The 18,111-nt window shown below is 58.1% G+C and carries 20 protein-coding genes and 1 pseudogene; 8 read left to right on the top strand and 13 right to left on the bottom strand.

Annotated features, from left to right (window positions below; genetic code table 11):
- The first annotated feature begins 7 nt into the window (after positions 1–7).
- Positions 8–961, top strand: a complete 954-nt coding sequence (gene yjiA / locus FHC48_RS15680; RefSeq protein WP_039023939.1) for a GTPase — start codon at positions 8–10, stop codon at positions 959–961.
- Between the two features lie 69 nt (positions 962–1,030).
- Here yjiA and FHC48_RS15675 read toward each other — a convergent pair whose 3' ends face one another.
- Entirely contained in the window at positions 1,031–2,389 is a 1,359-nt protein-coding gene (locus FHC48_RS15675) for an esterase-like activity of phytase family protein (protein WP_059363110.1), read from the bottom strand.
- Positions 2,390–2,800: 411 nt separating this feature from the next.
- Here FHC48_RS15675 and FHC48_RS15670 point away from each other — a divergent pair, with 411 nt between their 5' ends.
- Both FHC48_RS15670 and FHC48_RS15665 read left to right on the top strand, forming a co-directional pair.
- Complete coding sequence (locus FHC48_RS15670) at positions 2,801–3,346, top strand: YfaZ family outer membrane protein (protein WP_008501313.1); 546 nt, start codon at positions 2,801–2,803, stop codon at positions 3,344–3,346.
- Complete coding sequence (locus FHC48_RS15665) at positions 3,346–3,666, top strand: hypothetical protein (RefSeq protein WP_032660910.1); 321 nt, start codon at positions 3,346–3,348, stop codon at positions 3,664–3,666. Before FHC48_RS15670 ends, FHC48_RS15665 begins: the two co-directional genes overlap by 1 nt.
- A 45-nt stretch (positions 3,667–3,711) precedes the next feature.
- Here the strand turns inward: FHC48_RS15665 and FHC48_RS15660 are convergent, their stop codons facing one another.
- Positions 3,712–5,082 (bottom strand): NAD-dependent succinate-semialdehyde dehydrogenase, encoded by a 1,371-nt coding sequence (locus FHC48_RS15660; RefSeq protein ID WP_059363111.1) that lies wholly within the window; start codon positions 5,080–5,082, stop codon positions 3,712–3,714.
- Between the two features lie 151 nt (positions 5,083–5,233).
- On the opposite strand from FHC48_RS15660, the gene FHC48_RS15655 reads away from it, so the two are divergent.
- Entirely contained in the window at positions 5,234–5,977 is a 744-nt protein-coding gene (locus FHC48_RS15655; RefSeq protein ID WP_059363112.1) for an AraC family transcriptional regulator, read from the top strand.
- Positions 5,978–6,024: 47 nt separating this feature from the next.
- Positions 6,025–6,651 carry a LysE family translocator gene (locus FHC48_RS15650; protein ID WP_059363113.1) on the top strand — a complete coding sequence of 209 codons (627 nt, stop codon included), beginning with the start codon at positions 6,025–6,027 and terminating at the stop codon, positions 6,649–6,651.
- A gap of 21 nt (positions 6,652–6,672) precedes the next feature.
- Here the strand turns inward: FHC48_RS15650 and tssD are convergent, their stop codons facing one another.
- From tssD to FHC48_RS15635, 3 genes are read right to left on the bottom strand one after another with little or no spacing between them, the layout of a single operon-like run.
- Positions 6,673–7,164 (bottom strand): type VI secretion system tube protein TssD, encoded by a 492-nt coding sequence (tssD, locus tag FHC48_RS15645; RefSeq protein WP_059363115.1) that lies wholly within the window; start codon positions 7,162–7,164, stop codon positions 6,673–6,675.
- Positions 7,165–7,677, bottom strand: coding sequence for a hypothetical protein (locus tag FHC48_RS15640; RefSeq protein WP_059363116.1), 513 nt, complete (start codon positions 7,675–7,677; stop codon positions 7,165–7,167).
- Positions 7,677–8,039 carry a tlde1 domain-containing protein gene (locus FHC48_RS15635; protein ID WP_059363118.1) on the bottom strand — a complete coding sequence of 121 codons (363 nt, stop codon included), beginning with the start codon at positions 8,037–8,039 and terminating at the stop codon, positions 7,677–7,679. The genes FHC48_RS15640 and FHC48_RS15635 overlap by 1 nt, the downstream gene beginning before the upstream one ends.
- A 242-nt stretch (positions 8,040–8,281) precedes the next feature.
- Between FHC48_RS15635 and FHC48_RS15630 the strand changes: the two genes are divergently transcribed.
- The gene (locus FHC48_RS15630; RefSeq protein WP_059363120.1) at positions 8,282–9,553 is read left to right on the top strand and encodes a DUF445 domain-containing protein; all 1,272 of its coding nucleotides are present in this window, start codon (positions 8,282–8,284) and stop codon (positions 9,551–9,553) included.
- Here the strand turns inward: FHC48_RS15630 and FHC48_RS15625 are convergent.
- The 7 genes and pseudogenes from FHC48_RS15625 to FHC48_RS15595 form a co-directional block, all read right to left on the bottom strand.
- Positions 9,550–10,626: a DUF2955 domain-containing protein gene (locus FHC48_RS15625; protein WP_032655052.1), complete on the bottom strand. Its 1,077-nt coding sequence runs from the start codon at positions 10,624–10,626 to the stop codon at positions 9,550–9,552. The two genes, FHC48_RS15630 and FHC48_RS15625, sit on opposite strands and share 4 nt — an antisense overlap.
- Entirely contained in the window at positions 10,616–11,683 is a 1,068-nt protein-coding gene (locus FHC48_RS15620) for an HlyD family secretion protein (RefSeq protein ID WP_085930304.1), read from the bottom strand. The genes FHC48_RS15625 and FHC48_RS15620 overlap by 11 nt, the downstream gene beginning before the upstream one ends.
- Positions 11,680–12,150 (bottom strand): MarR family winged helix-turn-helix transcriptional regulator, encoded by a 471-nt coding sequence (locus FHC48_RS15615; protein ID WP_021240623.1) that lies wholly within the window; start codon positions 12,148–12,150, stop codon positions 11,680–11,682. Before FHC48_RS15615 ends, FHC48_RS15620 begins: the two co-directional genes overlap by 4 nt.
- Before the next feature lie 145 nt (positions 12,151–12,295).
- On the bottom strand, positions 12,296–12,991 hold the full coding sequence (locus tag FHC48_RS15610; protein ID WP_059363183.1) for a helix-turn-helix transcriptional regulator: 696 nt from the start codon (positions 12,989–12,991) through the stop codon (positions 12,296–12,298).
- Positions 12,984–13,100 (bottom strand): annotated as a pseudogene (locus tag FHC48_RS15605) (amino acid-binding protein); the annotation flags it as partial. The pseudogene FHC48_RS15605 and the gene FHC48_RS15610, both read right to left, overlap by 8 nt.
- A complete protein-coding gene (locus tag FHC48_RS15600) occupies positions 13,079–13,408 on the bottom strand; it encodes an antibiotic biosynthesis monooxygenase (protein WP_023345375.1) in 330 nt (109 codons plus the stop codon). The pseudogene FHC48_RS15605 and the gene FHC48_RS15600, both read right to left, overlap by 22 nt.
- A 151-nt stretch (positions 13,409–13,559) precedes the next feature.
- Positions 13,560–14,975, bottom strand: a complete 1,416-nt coding sequence (locus FHC48_RS15595) for an aldehyde dehydrogenase family protein (RefSeq protein WP_059363181.1) — start codon at positions 14,973–14,975, stop codon at positions 13,560–13,562.
- A gap of 100 nt (positions 14,976–15,075) precedes the next feature.
- On the opposite strand from FHC48_RS15595, the gene FHC48_RS15590 reads away from it, so the two are divergent.
- On the top strand, positions 15,076–15,978 hold the full coding sequence (locus FHC48_RS15590) for a LysR family transcriptional regulator (RefSeq protein WP_059363179.1): 903 nt from the start codon (positions 15,076–15,078) through the stop codon (positions 15,976–15,978).
- Here FHC48_RS15590 and FHC48_RS15585 read toward each other — a convergent pair.
- Positions 15,965–16,444 carry a carboxymuconolactone decarboxylase family protein gene (locus FHC48_RS15585; RefSeq protein ID WP_008501331.1) on the bottom strand — a complete coding sequence of 160 codons (480 nt, stop codon included), beginning with the start codon at positions 16,442–16,444 and terminating at the stop codon, positions 15,965–15,967. The two genes, FHC48_RS15590 and FHC48_RS15585, sit on opposite strands and share 14 nt — an antisense overlap.
- Before the next feature lie 101 nt (positions 16,445–16,545).
- Between FHC48_RS15585 and FHC48_RS15580 the strand changes: the two genes are divergently transcribed.
- Positions 16,546–17,934 (top strand): PLP-dependent aminotransferase family protein, encoded by a 1,389-nt coding sequence (locus tag FHC48_RS15580; RefSeq protein ID WP_059363178.1) that lies wholly within the window; start codon positions 16,546–16,548, stop codon positions 17,932–17,934.
- Positions 17,935–18,111 lie beyond the last annotated feature (177 nt).

The following is an 18,111-nucleotide window of genomic DNA, read 5'->3' as shown; positions in this document are numbered from 1 at the left end:
AGAGACCATGACCCCGATTGCCGTTACCCTGCTGACCGGTTTCCTCGGCGCCGGTAAAACCACCCTGCTGCGCCACATCCTGAACGAGCAGCACGGCTTCAAAATCGCCGTCATCGAAAACGAATTTGGCGAAGTCTCCGTAGACGACCAGCTGATTGGCGATCGCGCCACGCAGATCAAAACCCTGACCAACGGCTGCATCTGCTGCACCCGCTCTAACGAGCTGGAAGATGCCCTGCTGGACCTGCTCGACAGCCGCGATCGCGGGGAAATCGACTTTGACCGCCTGGTGATCGAGTGCACCGGCATGGCCGACCCCGGCCCGATTATTCAGACCTTTTTCTCGCACGAGATCCTTTGCCAGCGCTACCTGCTGGACGGCGTCATTGCCCTGGTCGATGCGGTCCACGCCGACGATCAGATGAACCAGTTCACCATCGCCCAGTCTCAGGTGGGCTACGCCGACCGCATCCTGCTGACCAAAACCGACGTGGCGGGTGAAAGCGTTAAGCTTCGCGAGCGCCTGACGCGCATCAACTCCCGCGCGCCGATTTATACGGTGACGCACGGCGATATCAACCTGTCCCAGCTGTTCAACACCAACGGTTTTATGCTGGAAGAGAACGTCACCGCAAAACCGCGCTTCCACTTTATGGGAGACAAGCAAAACGACGTGGCGTCGATTGTGGTGGAGCTGGATTACCCGGTGGACATCAGCGAGGTCTCCCGCGTAATGGAGAACCTGCTGCTGTCGTTTGCCGACAGGCTGCTGCGCTACAAAGGCATGCTGTGGATTGACGGCGAGCCGAACCGCCTGCTGTTCCAGGGCGTGCAGCGCCTGTACAGCGCCGACTGGGACCGACCGTGGGGCGATGAAGCGCCGCACAGCGTGATGGTGTTTATAGGCATCCAGCTGCCGGAAGAGGAGATTCGGGCGGCGTTTGCGGGGCTGAAGAAATAGCCTCCCCGCTTAACTATGCGCTCCGAACAATCCCCCTCTCCCCTGTGGGGAGAGGGGTGAGCGGTAAACTTATTTCACCGCCTCCGGCAGCGTCACAATCCACAGCTCGCTGTCGGACTCCGGCTTCTTCAGCGGCTTCACGCTGAGCGTGGTTTCCACCGGTTTATCCTCCAGCGTCAGCTTGCCTTCCGCGTTCACCCGGTAATCCTTAAGCTTCTTGCCCTCGACCGGGTTTTGCATCGCGACCTTCACGCCAAAATCGTTATCGTTCGCCACCGCAAGCGTTTTGCTGTCGATCAGCGCCAGTCCTTCAGCCTTTTCCTGCTGCCAGCCCAGCGCGCGAAGATCGACCACCTGCGTTTTTGCCGCAAGGGTAATGCCGCGCTGCGCCAGGGTTTTCTCATCATCAAACTCCGGGTACTCGCCCGGCTTGTCGAAGGCGGAAAGATCGCTCGCCTTGCTGAGATCCACCTTGTAAATCAGGTTGCGCATCCCGTCGTTTTTATCGCTTCCCTGCTCAATCAGCAGGATGTGCTGATTATCGAGCGCCACGATGTCGCCGATTTTGGCATCGCTGTTTTTGTCGTAGGCCGCGCTGTCGATAGGGTAACCGTACATCGCGGTTTTGCCGGTCGCCGGGTCGAAGCTCACCAGACGGGTGAACAGCGCCTGCTTTTTGCTCTTCCCGTCGATGTCCAGCGTGCTTTGCACGGCGGCGATAATCCGCCCGTCCGGCATCCGGGTCAGGCCTTCAAAGCCCCGGTTGGGCTGGCGCCATTTGATGATGTTTGGCAGACCGCCCGCGATAGATTTTTCCCCTTCCGCGGCCTGCGGCCCGTGGATCGCGTGGATCTTGCCTTTGCTGTCGACGTTAATCAGGAACGGGCCGTACTCGTCGCACAGCCAGTAGCCGCCTTTGCCGTCAGGCGTGATGCCTTCCGTATCTAGTCCGCGGTTATCACCTTTCAGGACCTTGAGGGTGTCGCTGAACGCCACTTCATTGGTGGAGCCAATCACGCCGCTTTGCAGCGGGAGACCGTTAATCTCGCCTTTATCGTCATGCAGCGGGCGGGCATCAACCGCCTCCGCTTTGCCGTTCTGGACGCGGATGGTCATCAGGAGCGGCGCGAAATCCGGCGTAACAAAGATTTTGGCTTCGTTTTTACCCATTTTTGGCGCATCGGCGTTGGGACCGCGATCGGTCACGGTCGCAAACGTCAGGGCATCGCCCTGCTTGCCCGTAAACAGCAGGCCAGAGCCAATCCCCACCGGAAGCCCGTTCGGGAACGCATCGGCAAACGCGCCGCTGTATTTCACATGGGAGCCGTCAGGGAAGCTGACGATATAGCGCTCAGCGGTAGGCTGCGCAGCCAGGCCAGAGAAAGAGAGCGCACAACCGATAAGCACAGGAATAATTTTTCTTTTCATATTGTTAGTGTCCAGTGAGTGAAGCCAACAACGTAAAGAATAAACGTGTCAGAAAAATGACATAGAAAGGCAACCGGCGTGCGCGGGTGAACGTATATTCATTGCCCTGAAATGTAAGGTTGTGTTGTATTGTGTGACATCTGAAATACTTCTGGAAATTATTAGAAACCCAATTAATTCACCTCTAATCACTATCCCTTCCTCGTTCAGTTTATGTTTAGTCAAAAAATTAAACGGTGCCTAAACGTCCGAACATCACGCGTTGACACCTCGACAATCAAACATCGATGCAACATTTAAAATAAAAAAGTTAACAATATCAGCATAAAACAGCGACCTTCATCACATTTGCAGTCATAAACATCGCTTGTTAAGGTGCCCCCAGATGAATTTAATGACGAGGCATAAAACATGAAAAAACTGAATATCCTTCTTCTTTCTGCTCTGACCGCCCTCTCGGGTTCCGCTCTGGCAATGGGCGGCAGCATTGAGCAGGGTAAAAACTTTACCAACCTCAACCTCGAGATGGGGAAATCCTCATCCGGCCTGTATGCCGAAAGCAACTGGCTTAAAAACACCGATGACGGTACCCAGACCGGCGGCGTGGGCGCAGGCTACAACCTGGAAGTGGGCCCGGTGATGCTGAATGCGGGTGCCAAAGCCATCTACATCGGCCCGAAGAAAGGCGATAACGGCGTGGCGTTCCCGATCGGCGGCGGTGTGAACGTTGCCCTGACCGACAGCATCCACGTGTACGGTGAAGGCTACGTGGCGCCAGAAGGGCTGAACAACAGCGTGAAAAACTACGTGGAAGCCAACGGCGGCGTAAGCTGGACGCCAATTACGCCTGTGACCCTGAAAGTGGGTTACCGCCACGTGAGCGTTGATGGCAAGGACGGCCGCCCTGGCCACACGCTGATTGACGGCGCATATGTAGGCGGTGGAGTCACCTTCTGATGAAACACCGCATGACCGCGCTTTGCGTTCTGAGCCTCACGCTGATGCTCACCGGCTGCGTCCAGTACAAATGGGTGAAACCGGGCGTCAGCGATGCGGAAATGAATAAAAAGCTCACGGAATGCGAAGCGCAGGCGCTGATCGATCTTCCCCCGGATAACGTGGTGACCGGTTCGAGCTCGGAAAAAACGGACAAAAAGAACAAGAAAAAGGATATTTCCACGAGCTACACGGTAGAAGACGCGAATGAATATCGCCGGGATACGCTGGTTGACAGCTGCATGTTCAAAAGCGGCTGGGACAAGATCGAAGTGCAATAACTCCATAAAAAAACCTGCCGGTTGGCAGGTTTTTTTTATGGCCTCTTACTTACGCACCACCACCAGCTTCTGGTTCACAAACTCTTTGATCCCCAGATCCGACAGCTCGCGTCCGTAACCGGAGCGCTTCACGCCGCCGAACGGCAGCTCTGGCGCGGTATCGGTGAGCCAGTTGATATACACCATCCCGGTCTCAATCCGCGACGCCATTTTTTTCGCGCGCTCGATATTCTGGCTGAATACCGCCCCACCCAGGCCGTAGTGGGAATCGTTCGCCAGCGCGACCGCCTCGTCGTCGTTTTTTACTACGTACATCTGCGCCACCGGGCCGAAGAACTCTTCGAAGTACGCCGGGTTGTCGCGCGAGATGTTCGTCAGGATCGTCGGTTCAAAAAAGCTCCCGTCGCGCTGCACCGGCTTGCCGCCATAGTGCAGCGTCGCGCCGTTTTTCACCGCCTCGTTGACCTGTTTGGTCAGCGTTTCCAGCGCATCTTTCGACGACAGCGGCCCCAGCGTGGTGCTTTCGTCGAGCGGATCGCCAATCTTCACCTGCTTAAATGCCTCGGTGAATTTGCTCAGGAAGGCGTCGGCAATCTTTTCATGCAGGATAAAGCGCTTCGCCGCGGTACAGACCTGCCCGGCGTTGTTGAGCCGCGCATTCACGCCAATCCTGACGGCTTTGTCCAGGTCCGCATCGTCCAGCACCACGAACACGTCGTTACCGCCCAGTTCAAGGGTGGATTTCTTGATGTGCTTCGCCGCCTGCGCGGCCACCACGCTACCCGCTTTTTCGGAGCCGGTTAATGCGGCACCCTGCACGCGATCGTCGGCAATGATGTTCGCCACCTGCTCGGACGAAATAAACAGGTTGGTCCACGCCCCTTCCGGCGCCCCCGCCTCACGCACCAGGTGGGCAAAGGTCTCGGCGCAGTGCGGCACGATGCTGGCATGCTTGGCGATAACGGGGTTACCCGCCGCCAGGTTTGGCGCCAGAACGCGCATCAGCTGGTAATACGGGAAGTTCCACGGCTCAACGGCCATCAGCACGCCGATGGGGTGATGTTCCACCCACGCTTCCCCGAGTTCGGATTGATACTTCACCGGGGCCAGGAACTGCTTCGCGTTGTCGGCGTAGTAGCGGGCGATCTGCGCGCACAGCTTCACTTCGCCACGGCTCTGTTCGATGAGCTTACCCATCTCCTGACTGGCAATTTTCGCCAGCTCCTCGGTGCGCTCGTCGATCAGATCGGCAAGCTTATGCAGCACCGGCAGGCGCTTGCTGATGTCGCCTTTCGCCCAGTCCGAATGGTAAAGCGCATCGGCCGCTTTCAGCGCCGCTTCGATATCCGCGTCGGTATGCGAGGGGTATTCTTTGATGAGCTGGTTAGTGGCAGGATTTACTGTCTGATAAGCCATGTCGAATCTCCTTGTTTTACCGCTTAGGGTATTAAGGGTAGTCAACATGACTGGCTGTGGACGTAAAGTTGGGTATATCCGGAAGGTTCTTAATGAAGCGCTGCAAGACGGTTCGCTGACGTGGTATAAAAAACGTCGAGAAGGAGTTCATATGACCGATACCCGACACATCCGGCAGACTTTTCACCGCGCCTCAGGCCTTGAGCTGCGCAGCACGTGGCAGAGCACGCAGGCGTACAAACGCCACAGTCACCCTCAGCTCTCTATCGGCGCGATTATGGATGGCCAGACCTGCTGCATTTGTCATGACAAAGAATACATCCTTAACCCCGGGGACCTCATTGTGATCCCGGCCTCTGCGCCGCACAGCTGCAACCCCGTCGCCGGGCAACCGCGCAGCTACCATATGCTCTATATCGACACCGATATTCCTCTGGCGTTACAGGTGATTCGCGACCCTGCGCTGTTTAAGCGCTACCTGGATATTGTTGAGATGATGTCGCCTGTATCCGTGGACACGCTGCTTTCAGCCCTGCCCCGCCGCGTGGAAAACGCAGATGCGCTTCGCTCAACCAGCCAGCACGTGCGGCAGGCGTTTCTTGCCGACCTGGCCGCACCGCCTTCGCTTGACGAACTTGCCCAACGATTCTCGCTGCGCAAGGAGACGCTGATCCGCACCTTCCGGCAGGACACCGGCCTGACGCCGGGCAGCTTCCTCAACATCTCCCGCGTGGAGTTCGCCAAAGCGCGACTGCGTGCCGGGGACGACATCGCCGACGTTGGCTACCAGAGCGGGTTTGCCGACCAGAGCCATTTTCATAAGACCTTCGTCAGCTATACCGCCGCCACGCCGCGCCAGTACGCGACGGGCCGATCAATATCTGACAATAAATAACGTTGGCATCACCGTAGCCTGACCTCAGATTGTTAACCGAGGCTGCTATGGAACTGTTCTTCCCTTCCGCTTTTCTCGCCCTGGCGCTGGCGCATTTTGTCGCCCTGTTAAGCCCGGGGCCGGACTTCTTCCTGCTGGTGGGCTACGCGGCGCGCTACCGACTGCGCGGCAGCGCCGGATTGTGCGTCGGCATCGCCGCGGGTAACGGGCTGTATATCTTACTGGTGATTATCGGCTGGAGCGCGCTGCGCCAGTTTACGTGGCTGTTTACGCTTATCGAGGTATGCGGGGCGCTGTACCTGCTGTGGATCGGCTCGCATCTGGTGCGCAGCCAACCGCAGGCACTGGCGCTGAATGAACCCCGTCAACACTGCCCCTCGCTGCGCAAGCAGATCCTGCTGGGGCTCGGCTCGGCGCTGCTTAATCCGAAGAACGCGCTGTTCTATCTGGCGCTGATGACGGCGCTACTGGGGCCGGACGTGACGCTGCTTCAGCAGGCAACCTGCGGCGTCTGGATGGTGACGGTGGTGCTGGCGTGGGATCTGGCACTGGTGACGCTGATGGGTTTGCCCGCGGTCCAGCAGAAGCTCAGCCGTGCGCTGTGGCTGATAGAGCGCACGGCGGGGGTGGTGCTGATGGGGTTTGGCGGGTGGGTGATGTGGCGGGTGATATGAAAGAATCTTATCAGCCGTTTTCTATGCCCCTAACCGATAATCCCAGTCATCCATGTGAATAACGTTACCGTCACGGTAATGCCAGGTTATCTTTTCATAACGAAGCAAAACAAGCTCAAGATGCCCCTGTTTTTCATGGTAAGTCTCTTTCACGTCATGCATTAATGAAAACACCGTGACGACCTTCACCGCTTCCAGCGTTATCGTGAAATAGATGTCTTCCTGACCGGCATCATTGATTCTGTACAGGTCGATAGTCGCTTTCCTGAACGTACCGCCCGTGCTGAGTGCTTTATAGAGAAAAACGCTGGAGGCATCTATTTCTTTCTGAATCAGAAAGGGACGATGCTGGCGTTTGCTCAATGCTCTGCTATTATGCAGGTCAGAATTATAGCTTACGTTATGATAGAGCCCTAAAACCTCTATCTGGTTTTCACGGCCATTAACTTTCACGCTGCCTTTTATGCTATTACCCGCATCGTCAGTTAATGACATATATCCCGGAATGGCCATTTACATATCCTTATCGAATGGAACAGAGTGTTCAACAGTTGAGATCATAACGGCAAGACATCTTTTACCCGGCGGGCTTTTTATTTTGAACATCTCCCTGATTGAATCCACAAAAAGCTTATTACTTTCTGCCTCCGTTTCGGGGAAATTATCAAACGCGCAAATTTGTTCAATAGTGAGTAACGGCTTATCGTCTTTTAAAATGGCTAAAACGCCTGCAGGATTATGAGGGATAGCTTCAGAAAGCGCCGCCTTTAAATCTTCAGCCGTACTGGCGTCCACGCCCGGCTCAAGCGCACTCGCGACAGCTAACCATTTCTGATTTCCTTTGCTAATCTCTGGGATAACATGATTCCACCATTCCGACTCATCGCTATCATTAGCATATAATTGTGCAACAACATGCCTGGCGCCTTTGCCGTTTATCATCTGCAAGATCTGTTCAGGAGTTTGGTTTTTGGCAAATAACCCCATCGGTAAGCACAAGAAGAATAGCGCAATAATACACTTCATTATCGCACCACCAGTATTGTATCACCCGAATCATAAATCATATGACGCTTGTCCTGGCCGTTCATAATGATGCAACCAGCTGATGCTGATCCTGGTGGCTGACCTTTTTTATCACCATGAAGTTGAAAATGATCTCTACCAAAGGTATTGGTCCCGGCTATAGGCTCAAGAATAATGGCCTCTGCACTTTTATGATTATTCCACCCGGCGATAAAATAAATACCTCTTGGAATAGGCCCTCTGTTTCGTTGACTTTCACACTCTGGCTTATCTTTCGATTCACCCGCACCGCTGTAGCAGTTAGCAACAAAAACACCATTATGGCTCAATACCCCCGTCGAAACTTTATACTCCCATGTCATCGATACCGTCTCCTTTCATAAATAGTCCTTTATCTTATGGCTAACAGGAGCGTTAAAATGACTACGACGGTCACAAAACATTACGACCGAAAATAAATAAGCACAAAAAATATAGAAAAATTAATAATAGAAAATTTAGATGTATATATTTTTTATATAGACGCCATTGGTTCACACTGAGAATGCGTCTCCCCCTTTCACCAGTTTTGCACTTTTGGTTCACTTGCCTCTATCCTTAACCCATGGAAAAAATAGCTGAACTCAAACGCGCCAAGCTGCTGGCGCTGTCGCTGCTGCTGATTGCCGCCGCGGCCTTTATCACCACCCTGTTCCTGCCGCAGACCTTTTGGGTGCGCGGCGTCAAGGCCATTGCCGAGGCGGCAATGGTTGGCGCGCTGGCGGACTGGTTTGCGGTGGTCGCGCTGTTCCGCCGGGTGCCGATTCCCTTTATCTCCCGCCATACGGCGATCATCCCGCGCAATAAGGACCGGATCGGCGACAATCTCGGCCAGTTCGTGCAGGAGAAGTTTCTGGATACCCAGTCGCTGGTGGCGTTGATCCGCCGCTATGAGCCCGCACGGATGATTGGCGCCTGGTTCAGCAAGCCCGACAACGCCCAGCGCGTCGGGCTGCATCTGATGCAGGTGATGAGCGGTTTTCTCGAACTCACCGACGACGGGCGCATTCAGCGCCTGCTCAAACGCGCGGTGCATAAGGCCATCGACAAGGTCGACTTCACCGAAACCAGCGCCGTGATGCTGGAGAGCATGACCAAAAACAACCGCCACCAGGTGCTGCTGGACGCCATCATCAACCGGTTGATTACCCTGATTCAGCGGGAAAGCACGCGAGAGTTTATCTCTGACCAGATCGTCCACTGGCTGAAGACCGAGCACCCGCGCAAGGCGATGGTGCTGCCCACCGAGTGGCTGGGCGATCAAAGCGCGGAGATGGTATCGAACGCGGTCAACACGCTGCTGGACGATATCAGCCACGACCGCACGCACCAGATCCGCCAGGCGTTTGACCGCGCCACGCTGAAGCTTATCGACAACCTGAAAAACGATCCGGAGATGGTGGCAAAAGCCGACAACATTAAGCACTACCTGAAAAACGACGAGGCGTTTAACCGCTATCTGGGGGAGATGTGGGCCGACCTGCGCCAGTGGCTGAAGGCGGATATGCAGAGCGAGGATTCCCGCGTGAAGCAACGCATCGCCAACGCCGGGCTGTGGTTTGGCGAAACGCTGTCTAACGACGCCAGCCTCCGGGCATCTCTGAACGAGCATCTGGAGCAGGCCGCGCACCGCCTCGCGCCGGATTTTGCCGCGTTCCTGACGCGCCACATCAGCGACACGGTCAAAAGCTGGGACGCCAAAGACATGTCCCGCCAGATTGAACTGAACATTGGCAAGGATCTGCAGTTTATCCGCGTCAACGGTACGCTGGTGGGCGGGACGATTGGCCTGATCCTGTTTTTACTCTCGCAGCTGCCTGCCGTGCTGGGACATTAATCTACTTTGGGCGGCGCGATGACGTAGCGCGTCGCCTCGAAGCGGTTGAGGATCAGGTGCATCAGAAAGACCATCGTCAGCGTCGCCACCAGCGAAAAGGTAACGGAGGTGATGCGGTACAGATCGCTGAACACCAGGTCAGTGTCCGGGTGCATGTTCTGCCCGAACATTATCCCGATGGTGGTGATGCTGGAGAAGCCTACGCCCGCCCCGACCTTCTCCATCACGTGGAGTCGCGCGCCAAACGCCAGCCCAAGGCCGATCAGCGGCATCATCAACAGCATATGGCTGCTGTGATCGTAGAGGATCAGCTGCACCACCAGAATATAGAGGCAACCCAGCACCACGCCGACCACGCGCCAGATGGAGCTCATCACCGCGCCGCGATAGTGCATCGGGAACAGGATCAGAATCCCTGCCATCAGCGCCGAAAGCGAATCGCTTAAGTCGCTAATCTGAAACACGACGAATATCAGCGTCGCGACGGTGCCGGAGAGCAGCGACTCGTGGCGCACGCGGGCGTCGTCTTTCTCGATCAGCGGCGGCGGCTTGCGGGGCTCCACGTCCGGCAGGAGGTAGTTCATCAGCGCGCTCAGGCACACCGCCATCACGCTGGCTTCGATGTTCGAGAACAAAAGCGTATGCCAGTTGGTGGTGGGGTAGCTCATAAAGTTGAGCATCACGCTCTGGCACACCACGCCCATGGACCCGAACAAAAACAGCGGCCCTTTACTCATAAAGCGAAAGCGCATCACGTACAGGGCGAAGACCACCAGCGTCATGATCGCCGGCCATTGCGACAGATAGCCGATGATAATTACCATTTCGACGCAGTTAAGCGATGCGCTGAAGATAAACTGCTTCGCCACGTGGCGGTTAAACACCGGCACCAGCGACAGCAGCATGATCGGATAGACCACGAAAAACACGCCGTAGCGGGTGTTGTAGAAGCTCGAGATGCTCAACGCAATCATCCCGGCAAAGACGATGCGCAGGGTCTGGCGAAAGTCGTTTGCCGTGTAGACGATGTTGCCGTGCGGGGTAAACACCCGCGCCAGGGTGCTAATAGACATAGTGAAGCAGGCTCACCAGGTGGATTTGCATCCCGGAGAAGAAGCGCGCAAACGGCCCTTCGCTGTTGTAAAGCTGCACGGTCGCGCGGGCGCCGGTCGGCAGATGCTTCGGCAGCGGCTCATCCAGCGAGACGTGAATGCGCATGCGCTGGGCATCGCGTACCCAGCGGTTAGAGGTTTCCGGCTCGGAGAGTTGGCCATTAACGGCCTCCTGACCTGCCAGGATCCCCGCGTCGCTGCTGGTGACGTGGGCGCGGAAAACGTGTCCCGGGAAGGCGTCAAACACCACGGCCGCATCGGTGCCCTGATGGGTATGGCGCAGGCTCTTCTCACGGAAATCGGCCACGATATCGGTCTGGTTGTTTACCAGCGCCAGCGCGGCCGAACCGGAGGAAGCGTAGAAGCCCGGGCTCAGCTGCAGGTTACTGACCGTGCCGTCCGCCTGGGCGTAGACCTTCGTCCAGCCGAGATTGAGTTCCGCTTCATCCAGCGCGTTACGGTATTTTTGCAGCGTCACGTTGCGGTGTTCTTCGCGCTCACCACGCTGGATGCGCAGGTTGCGGATGTTGGCCTGAATCGTGCTGACGGACTGCTCGCTGCTCTGCCAGGTGGTGCGAACCTTATCCAGATCCGCCTGCGAGACGTTCTGCAGGGTGCTCAGCTTCTGGTAGCGATCAAAGGTCACTTTGTCGTTACGCGCGGTCAGCACGGCGGTTTTCAGGCTGGCCTGCGCGGCAGCGATCTGCGCATCCAGCTGTTCGTTAGACAGGCGTGCCTGCTCGAGCGCGATTTGCGCCGCTTCTACCTTATTGCGAAACGGCGTGTCGTCGAGTTCAAACAGCAGATCGCCTTTCTTCACCTGGCTGTTGTTATGGACATGTACCGCCGCCACGTAGCCGGAGACGCGCGGAGACACCGGCGTCACCACGCGCATCACGGTGGAGTCCGGCGTCAGCGGGATCCAGATATCCGCGACGATAAAGTAGACAAACATCAGCAGGAAAGAGGCAATACTCACCCTTACCCAGCGGGCAAACTTTTGTTCAGGGGTCATTATTTTTCGGTCTTGTTATCTTCTTCGCGGATTGTCCGCAAATTGCAGGCGATTTGATTCAACGTGGCGCTGAAAATGTCGAGATGTTCCGGCGCGATGTTTTGCGATACGCGCGCCTGATACGTCTCAATCACCTGAGTGAGCCTTTGTAATATGGCTTTTCCCTCAGGCGTCAGCGTCAGAAGCCGGATGCGCTTGTCATAAGGCGATGTGGTGCGCAGCAGGTAACCCTGTTTTTCCAGCTGTGTTAGGGTGCGCATCAGCGGCGGCAGTTCAATGCCCTGCACCTCCGCAAGCTCACTCATTGAGACGTTATCCCCGAGCTGATGAAGCTGCATCATCACCGTCCAGCTCGACTGGGTTAACCCGGTATCGAGAATGGCGTCGTCGATGACGGCACGCCACTGGCGCACGATCATCGCCATCCGCATGCCCATCGGCCTGCGGCAGAACAGTTCTTCTTCACTCATGGGGAACCTCTCGTCACACGCGGCCAAGATAATAGTTATCAGGATAAGTATCAAGAAACGAGAAGTTAAAGCGCAGGAATTGCGAAAGGTGTTACTGGAGGCAATGTACACGTAGGCCCGGTAAGCGCAGCGCCACCGGGCATTTTTAGCGGCTAAAAAGTCTTTTTACAGCGGCCTTCCCCGACGCCGTCACCACCACCTCCCGATACCCCGCCACCCGCTGGATCCAGCCTTTACTTTCAAGATGGTCGAGCAACAACGCACCGGCTTCTCCGCCCAGGTGAAACCGTCGCTCGCTCCAGTCCAGGCAGGCGCAGCAGGCCTTCCGGCGCGGATGCGCGCTTAACGAAATGCCGAGCGCCAGGAACTGCTCCCGGCCATAGAGGGTCAATGCGGAACCGTCAGCCTCCAGCCAGCCTTCCGCCTGCATGAAATCATAGATCTGCACCGCCACGGCGCCTGCGAGATGGTCGTAGCAGGTCCGGGCTTCACGCATGGCTTTCGGCGCGCTGGTTTCCGGCGGGGTAATGCGGCTCCACGAAAGCCCCATCATCTGTTCCACCAGCGCCGCCACGTCGTGCCCGGCAAGACGATAATAGCGATGCCGCCCTTGCGACAGGCAGGTAATTAGCTGCCCTTCAACCAGCCGGGCGAGATGCCCGCTGGCGGTCGACGGTGCGACATCTGCCGCCGCGCTCAGTTCGGTGGCCGTCCACGCCCGCCCGTCCATTAGCGCACAGAGCATCTTCACGCGCGACGGATCGGCCATGGCAGCCGCCACCGCGGCAATCGCCTTTTCCAGCATCGCGCTGTTATCGGGGGGTAAACTCGTCTTAAGCATGGGCCGCCCAGGGTTCGGTGATCTCTGCGGCCAGCTTATCATCATCCGTCAGCAGAATAAGGTGATTCGCATGGTCGCTGTACTGAGTCAGGATAGACACGCAGCGTGCCCTCCGGTTTCGGAACTGTATTCCCGCACCAGCTGCGCCACCCGAATACGGTAGAAAGAAAAAATCGACGCCCGCCCTTCGGCCTGCGCCGCCTGATGAAAGACGTTCTGCTTCCAGCGGCGGACGGCCTCTTCATCCCGCCACCAGGAAAGAGAGAGGATTTTGCCGTCGGTCGTCAGGCTCTGGAACCGTTCGATATCAATAAAGCCGTCGATGTCGGCCAGCAGCGGCTTAAGCTCTGCGGCAAGCTGAAGATAGCGCGCCTGATGGGCAGGCTCGGCTTTGGCTTCGAAAAGAACTGCGATCATGGTTTTCTCTCCGTTGTGATGTTGGGGAGAGAATGCAGGAGGGAAAAGCACAATGCTTCGGCAAAGAGCGAAGCGTTGTGCCGGATGGCGCTGCGCTTATCCGGCCTACGGCTCATGTAGGCCCGGTAAGCGCAGCGCCACCGGGCGGGTTTTAGCCCACCATCGACCTCGGCTCCATAAACGCCCGAATTCCCCACTCGCCCATCTCGCGCCCCACGCCGGAGTGTTTGAAGCCACCAAATGGCGCTTTCGGTTCATGAGCCAGGGTGTTCACCAGCACGCGACCGGAAACAATCTGCTGTGCCACGCGTCGCGCGCGGTCCACATCGCCGCCCAGCACCATCGCGCTCAGGCCGTACTCGATATCGTTGGCAATGGCGATCGCCTCCGCCTCGTCCTGATAAGGGATTACGCACAGCACCGGGCCGAAAATCTCGTCGCGGGCAATGGTCATCCGATTGTTCACGTCGGCAAACAGCGTCGGACGCACGAACCAGCCGTCCCGCGTGCCGTCCGGTCGCCCTTCGCCGCCCGCCAGCAGGCGCGCCCCTTCTTCGATTCCTTTGCGGATATAGCCCTGCACCCGCAGCCACTGCTTTTCGCTGACCATCGGGCCGACGTCCGTCGTGCTGTTGCGCGGGTCGCCGGATTTCACCGCCGCCACGGCCTGCGCCAGCGCGGTTTCGATCTCCGCCTTGCGCGAGTAAGGCACCAGAATGCGCGTCCCGGCCACGCACGCCTGACCGCTGTTCATAAACCCGGCCTGGATCACCAGCGGGATCGCCTGCACGAGATCCACATCATCCAGCAGGATCGTCGGCGATTTACCGCCCAACTCCAGCGTGACGCGCTTAAAGCTTTCCGCCGCGTTGCGCAGGATCGCCTTGCCGGTATTCGTGGAACCGGTGAACGAGATTTTCGCGACGTCCGGATGGCGGCTGAGGGTTTCGCCCACCGTCTCGCCGCGTCCGGTGACGATGTTAAACACGCCCGGCGGCAGCGCGGCGTCGCGCAGCGCTTCGGTGACAATCTGCGTTTGCAGGGCGCTCATTTCGCTCGGCTTGATGACCGCCGTGCAGCCCGCCGCCAGCGCGGCCGCCAGTTTGCCGCAGATAAACCCCGCATCGCTGTTCCACGGCGTAATCAGCCCGGCCACGCCGAGCGGCGTCATCTGCACCGCTGCGGCACCTGCGGAGGTGACAAACTCAAACGCCTCCAGCGCCTCGATGGCCTGAGCAATCACCTCTGCCGGATAGCTTGCCATCCATGCCGAGCGCGAGGCGGGCGCGCCGTACTCTTCAATGACCGCTGCCAGCAGATCGTCGTGACGGGCGGCCACGGCGGCGTGCATGCGCTTCAGCGCGGCGATGCGTTCCTGCTTTGTGGTCCGGGACCACGCCGGAAACGCCGCTATCGCCGCCGCGATAGCGCGCTCTGTGTCAACCTCATCCGCCAGGCGAACCTGACCCATAACCTGCGCCGTCGCCGGGTTGTACAAATCAAACCACTCGGTGCCGTGCGGGGTAACAAATTCGCCGTTAATAAAGATCTGTTCGATGGTGTGCATATAAACCTCCTCAGGCTGTGTGAGACCAGTCTGTCACGGCTTCTCCGTTGCGATAATCCACGCTATGCTGCAAGGGTTGTTTCGATTTTCAGGATAATCTATGCATCGTTCAGGTCTGACAGAGCTGGAAGTGGTGATGGCGGTGGTGCGGCGCGGCAGCTTTCGCGGCGCGGCGCAGGAGCTCGGCATGTCCGCCACGGCGGTCAGCAACGCCATCGCCGGGCTGGAGAGCCGCCTTGAGACGCGACTTTTCAACCGCACGACCCGCAGCGTGGCGCTCACCGACGCCGGGCAGCGCTACGTGGCGCGTATCGGCCCGGCGCTGCAGGAGATCCGTCTCGCCGGGGAGGAGATCCACAGCGACACCGGGGAACCCGCCGGCACGCTGCGCCTCAACGTGCCGAACCATATCGGCACGCTGTTTCTGGACCAGCTGCTGATCGACTTCATGATCCGCTACCCGAAAATGCGCGTGGAAACGGTGAGCGAAGCGAGGATGATCGACATCGTCGCCGAAGGCTATGACGCGGGGATCCGCCTCGAAGAGTCCGTTCCGCAGGACATGATCGCCGTGCCGCTGACCGGTGAGATCCGCCAGCTCGTCACCGCCACGCCGGACTATTTCACCCGTCACGGCACACCCGAGACGCCGGACGATCTGCTTTCACACCAGGGGATCGGCATGCGTATGGCCCACGGCGGGATCTACCGCTGGGAGCTGGCCCGTCGGGGTGAAACGTACGCGCTTGCCGTGCCGCCGCGCTTTGCGACGTCCGATCTTTTTGCCTCGATCCGCGCCGTAAAAGCGGGGTTAGGGGTGGGATTTTTACCGGAACTCTATATTCAGGACGAGCTGAAAAGCGGGGAGCTGGTGAGCGTCTTAAACGACTGGGCGCAGCCGTTTGCCGGGCTGCGCCTGTACTACCCGGGCCATCGCCACGTCCCGCCGGGACTGCGGGCGCTGGTGGCGATGATCCGCGAGCGCGGGATTATTCCAGGTTAGCCTTATTCAGCCCGTAAGCCGCGTCCAGCGAGCCGGGCGCCATGCGGGAGGTGATCCCCAGACGGTTCCAGGCATTGATCGCCACGATCGCGAAGTTCAGCTCTGAAATCTCCACGTCGGAGAAATGTTCCGCCACGCTGCGGTAGAGGGCGTCGCTGACACCGTGAACGCCAATCTGGGTCAGCGCTTCGGTGAACGCCAGCGCCGCTTTTTCACGGGCGCTGAACAGCGGGGACTCGCGCCAGGCCGCCAGATGGTACAGGCGCAGCTCGCGCTCGCCGGCGATTTTCGCCTCTTTTGAGTGCATATCCAGACAGAACGTACAGCCGTTCAGCTGCGACACACGAATGTCGATCAGGTGCTTCAGCGCCGGATCGATGGAGGTTTTTGCCACCTCCATGCTCAGGGCAGACAGCGCGTTGGCGAGGGCAGGTGTAGCTTTATGGTGGTTAACGCGAGTGCTCATGGTCTTTCCTCTTTTTGTGCGGCATGTGTCATGCGATGAGGCAAATCTACGCCGTTCATGACATAGTAAAAAGATACAAAAATCGTGAAACGAGGTAGGACATGAAGCCGGGCTATCACGAGATTTATTCCCGCTATCGCGACAATATTATGCGCGGCGTGCTGAAGCCGGGCGATAAGGTGCCTGCCATCCGCGTGCTGGCGGAAGAGCTGAAGGTGGCGCGTAAAACCGTCGAAACGGCGTATGCCATTCTGACGGGTGAAGGGTATCTGGTGAGCCAGGGGGCGCGCGGCACGCGGGTTAACCCGGACCTCCTGCTGCCGGACAAACATGCCCCGGCGGAGCAGCCCACCGGTACGCTTCCGGCCTCGCTCATCAGCCAGCGCGAGCGGGCGGGGTTTCTGCGCCCCGGCATCCCCGCCCTCGACAGCTTCCCGTATAAAAAGTGGCTGCTGCTGGCGGGCCAGGCGACGCGGGCCATGCGTCAGGAGGAGATGTTCAACCCGCCGGTGCTGGGCTGGTATCCGCTGCGCCAGGCCATCGCCAGCTACCTCAACATCTCACGCGGCTTGTCCTGCACCGCAGAACAGGTGCTCATCACCAGCGGCTACAGCGGCAGCCTGCGGCTGATCCTCGACACCCTTGCCAGCCGCAGCGACAAGGTGGTGTTTGAGGATCCGGGTTATTTTATGGGCCAGCAGCTGCTGAAGCGGATCGTGCCGCGCCTGCACACGGTGCCGGTCGATCGCTGCGGCATCGACACGGACTACCTGCTCCGCCACCATCGCGACGCCCGTTTTGCCATCGTCACCCCGTCGCACCAGAGTCCGCTGGCGGTCACGCTCTCGCTGCCGCGTAAACAGCAGCTGCTCGACTGGGCCAGCCAGAACGAGGCGTGGATTATCGAAGACGATTACGACGGAGAGTTTCACTATACGCGCAAGGTGCTGCCGTCGCTGAAAAGCCTCGACCAGCACGACCGGGTGATTTTTATGGGCTCCTTCAGTAAAACCATTATGCCGTCGCTGCGCATGGGCTACGTAGTGATGCCCGCCAGCACCGTCGGGGCCTTTACCGACTGCGCGGACATCACCACCAGCGGCCAGCCGGTGCTGACGCAAAAGATCCTCACCGCGTTTCTCAACGAAGGGCATTTTTTCCGTCACCTGAAAAAGATGCGCGCGCTGTATCAGACCCGCCGCGACTGGATGATTGCCGCCCTGCAGGAGGTATATGGCGATCTGTTTTTCACCGAGCAAAACGACGGCGGGATGCATATCGTGGCGTTCCTGACCAAAGGAAGCCGTGACCGGGAAATCGCGCGCTGCTGGCAGGAACAGCAGCTGCAGGTCAATGCGCTCTCGGAGTGGTATCGTGGGTCGGGCAAACGCTACGGGCTGGTGATGGGCTATAACAACGTGCGGACGTATCAGGAGGCGCTGGAGCTGCTGGAAAGGCCGAAGCGGCAGACGTTTGCGCTGTTGCGCTAACCATCGCCGGGTGGCGGCTTCGCCTTACCCGGCCTACTCGATCCCGTAGGCCCGGTAAGCGTAGGGTATGAACCGGAAACATGGGTAACACTTTAGACCGGATACATGGGTAACAGTTATAACTGGCATAGAAGAGGAGACTCGCTATGCCCTGGACTGAGACCCGACCTATGCAAC

Origin of the sequence: Enterobacter sp. EC_50 (assembly GCF_019584525.1) — a bacterium.
Classification (GTDB): Bacteria; Pseudomonadota; Gammaproteobacteria; order Enterobacterales; family Enterobacteriaceae; genus Enterobacter; species Enterobacter roggenkampii.
The sequence above is the reverse complement of the archived record's forward strand: the minus strand, read 5'-3'. Positions and strand labels throughout refer to the sequence as shown.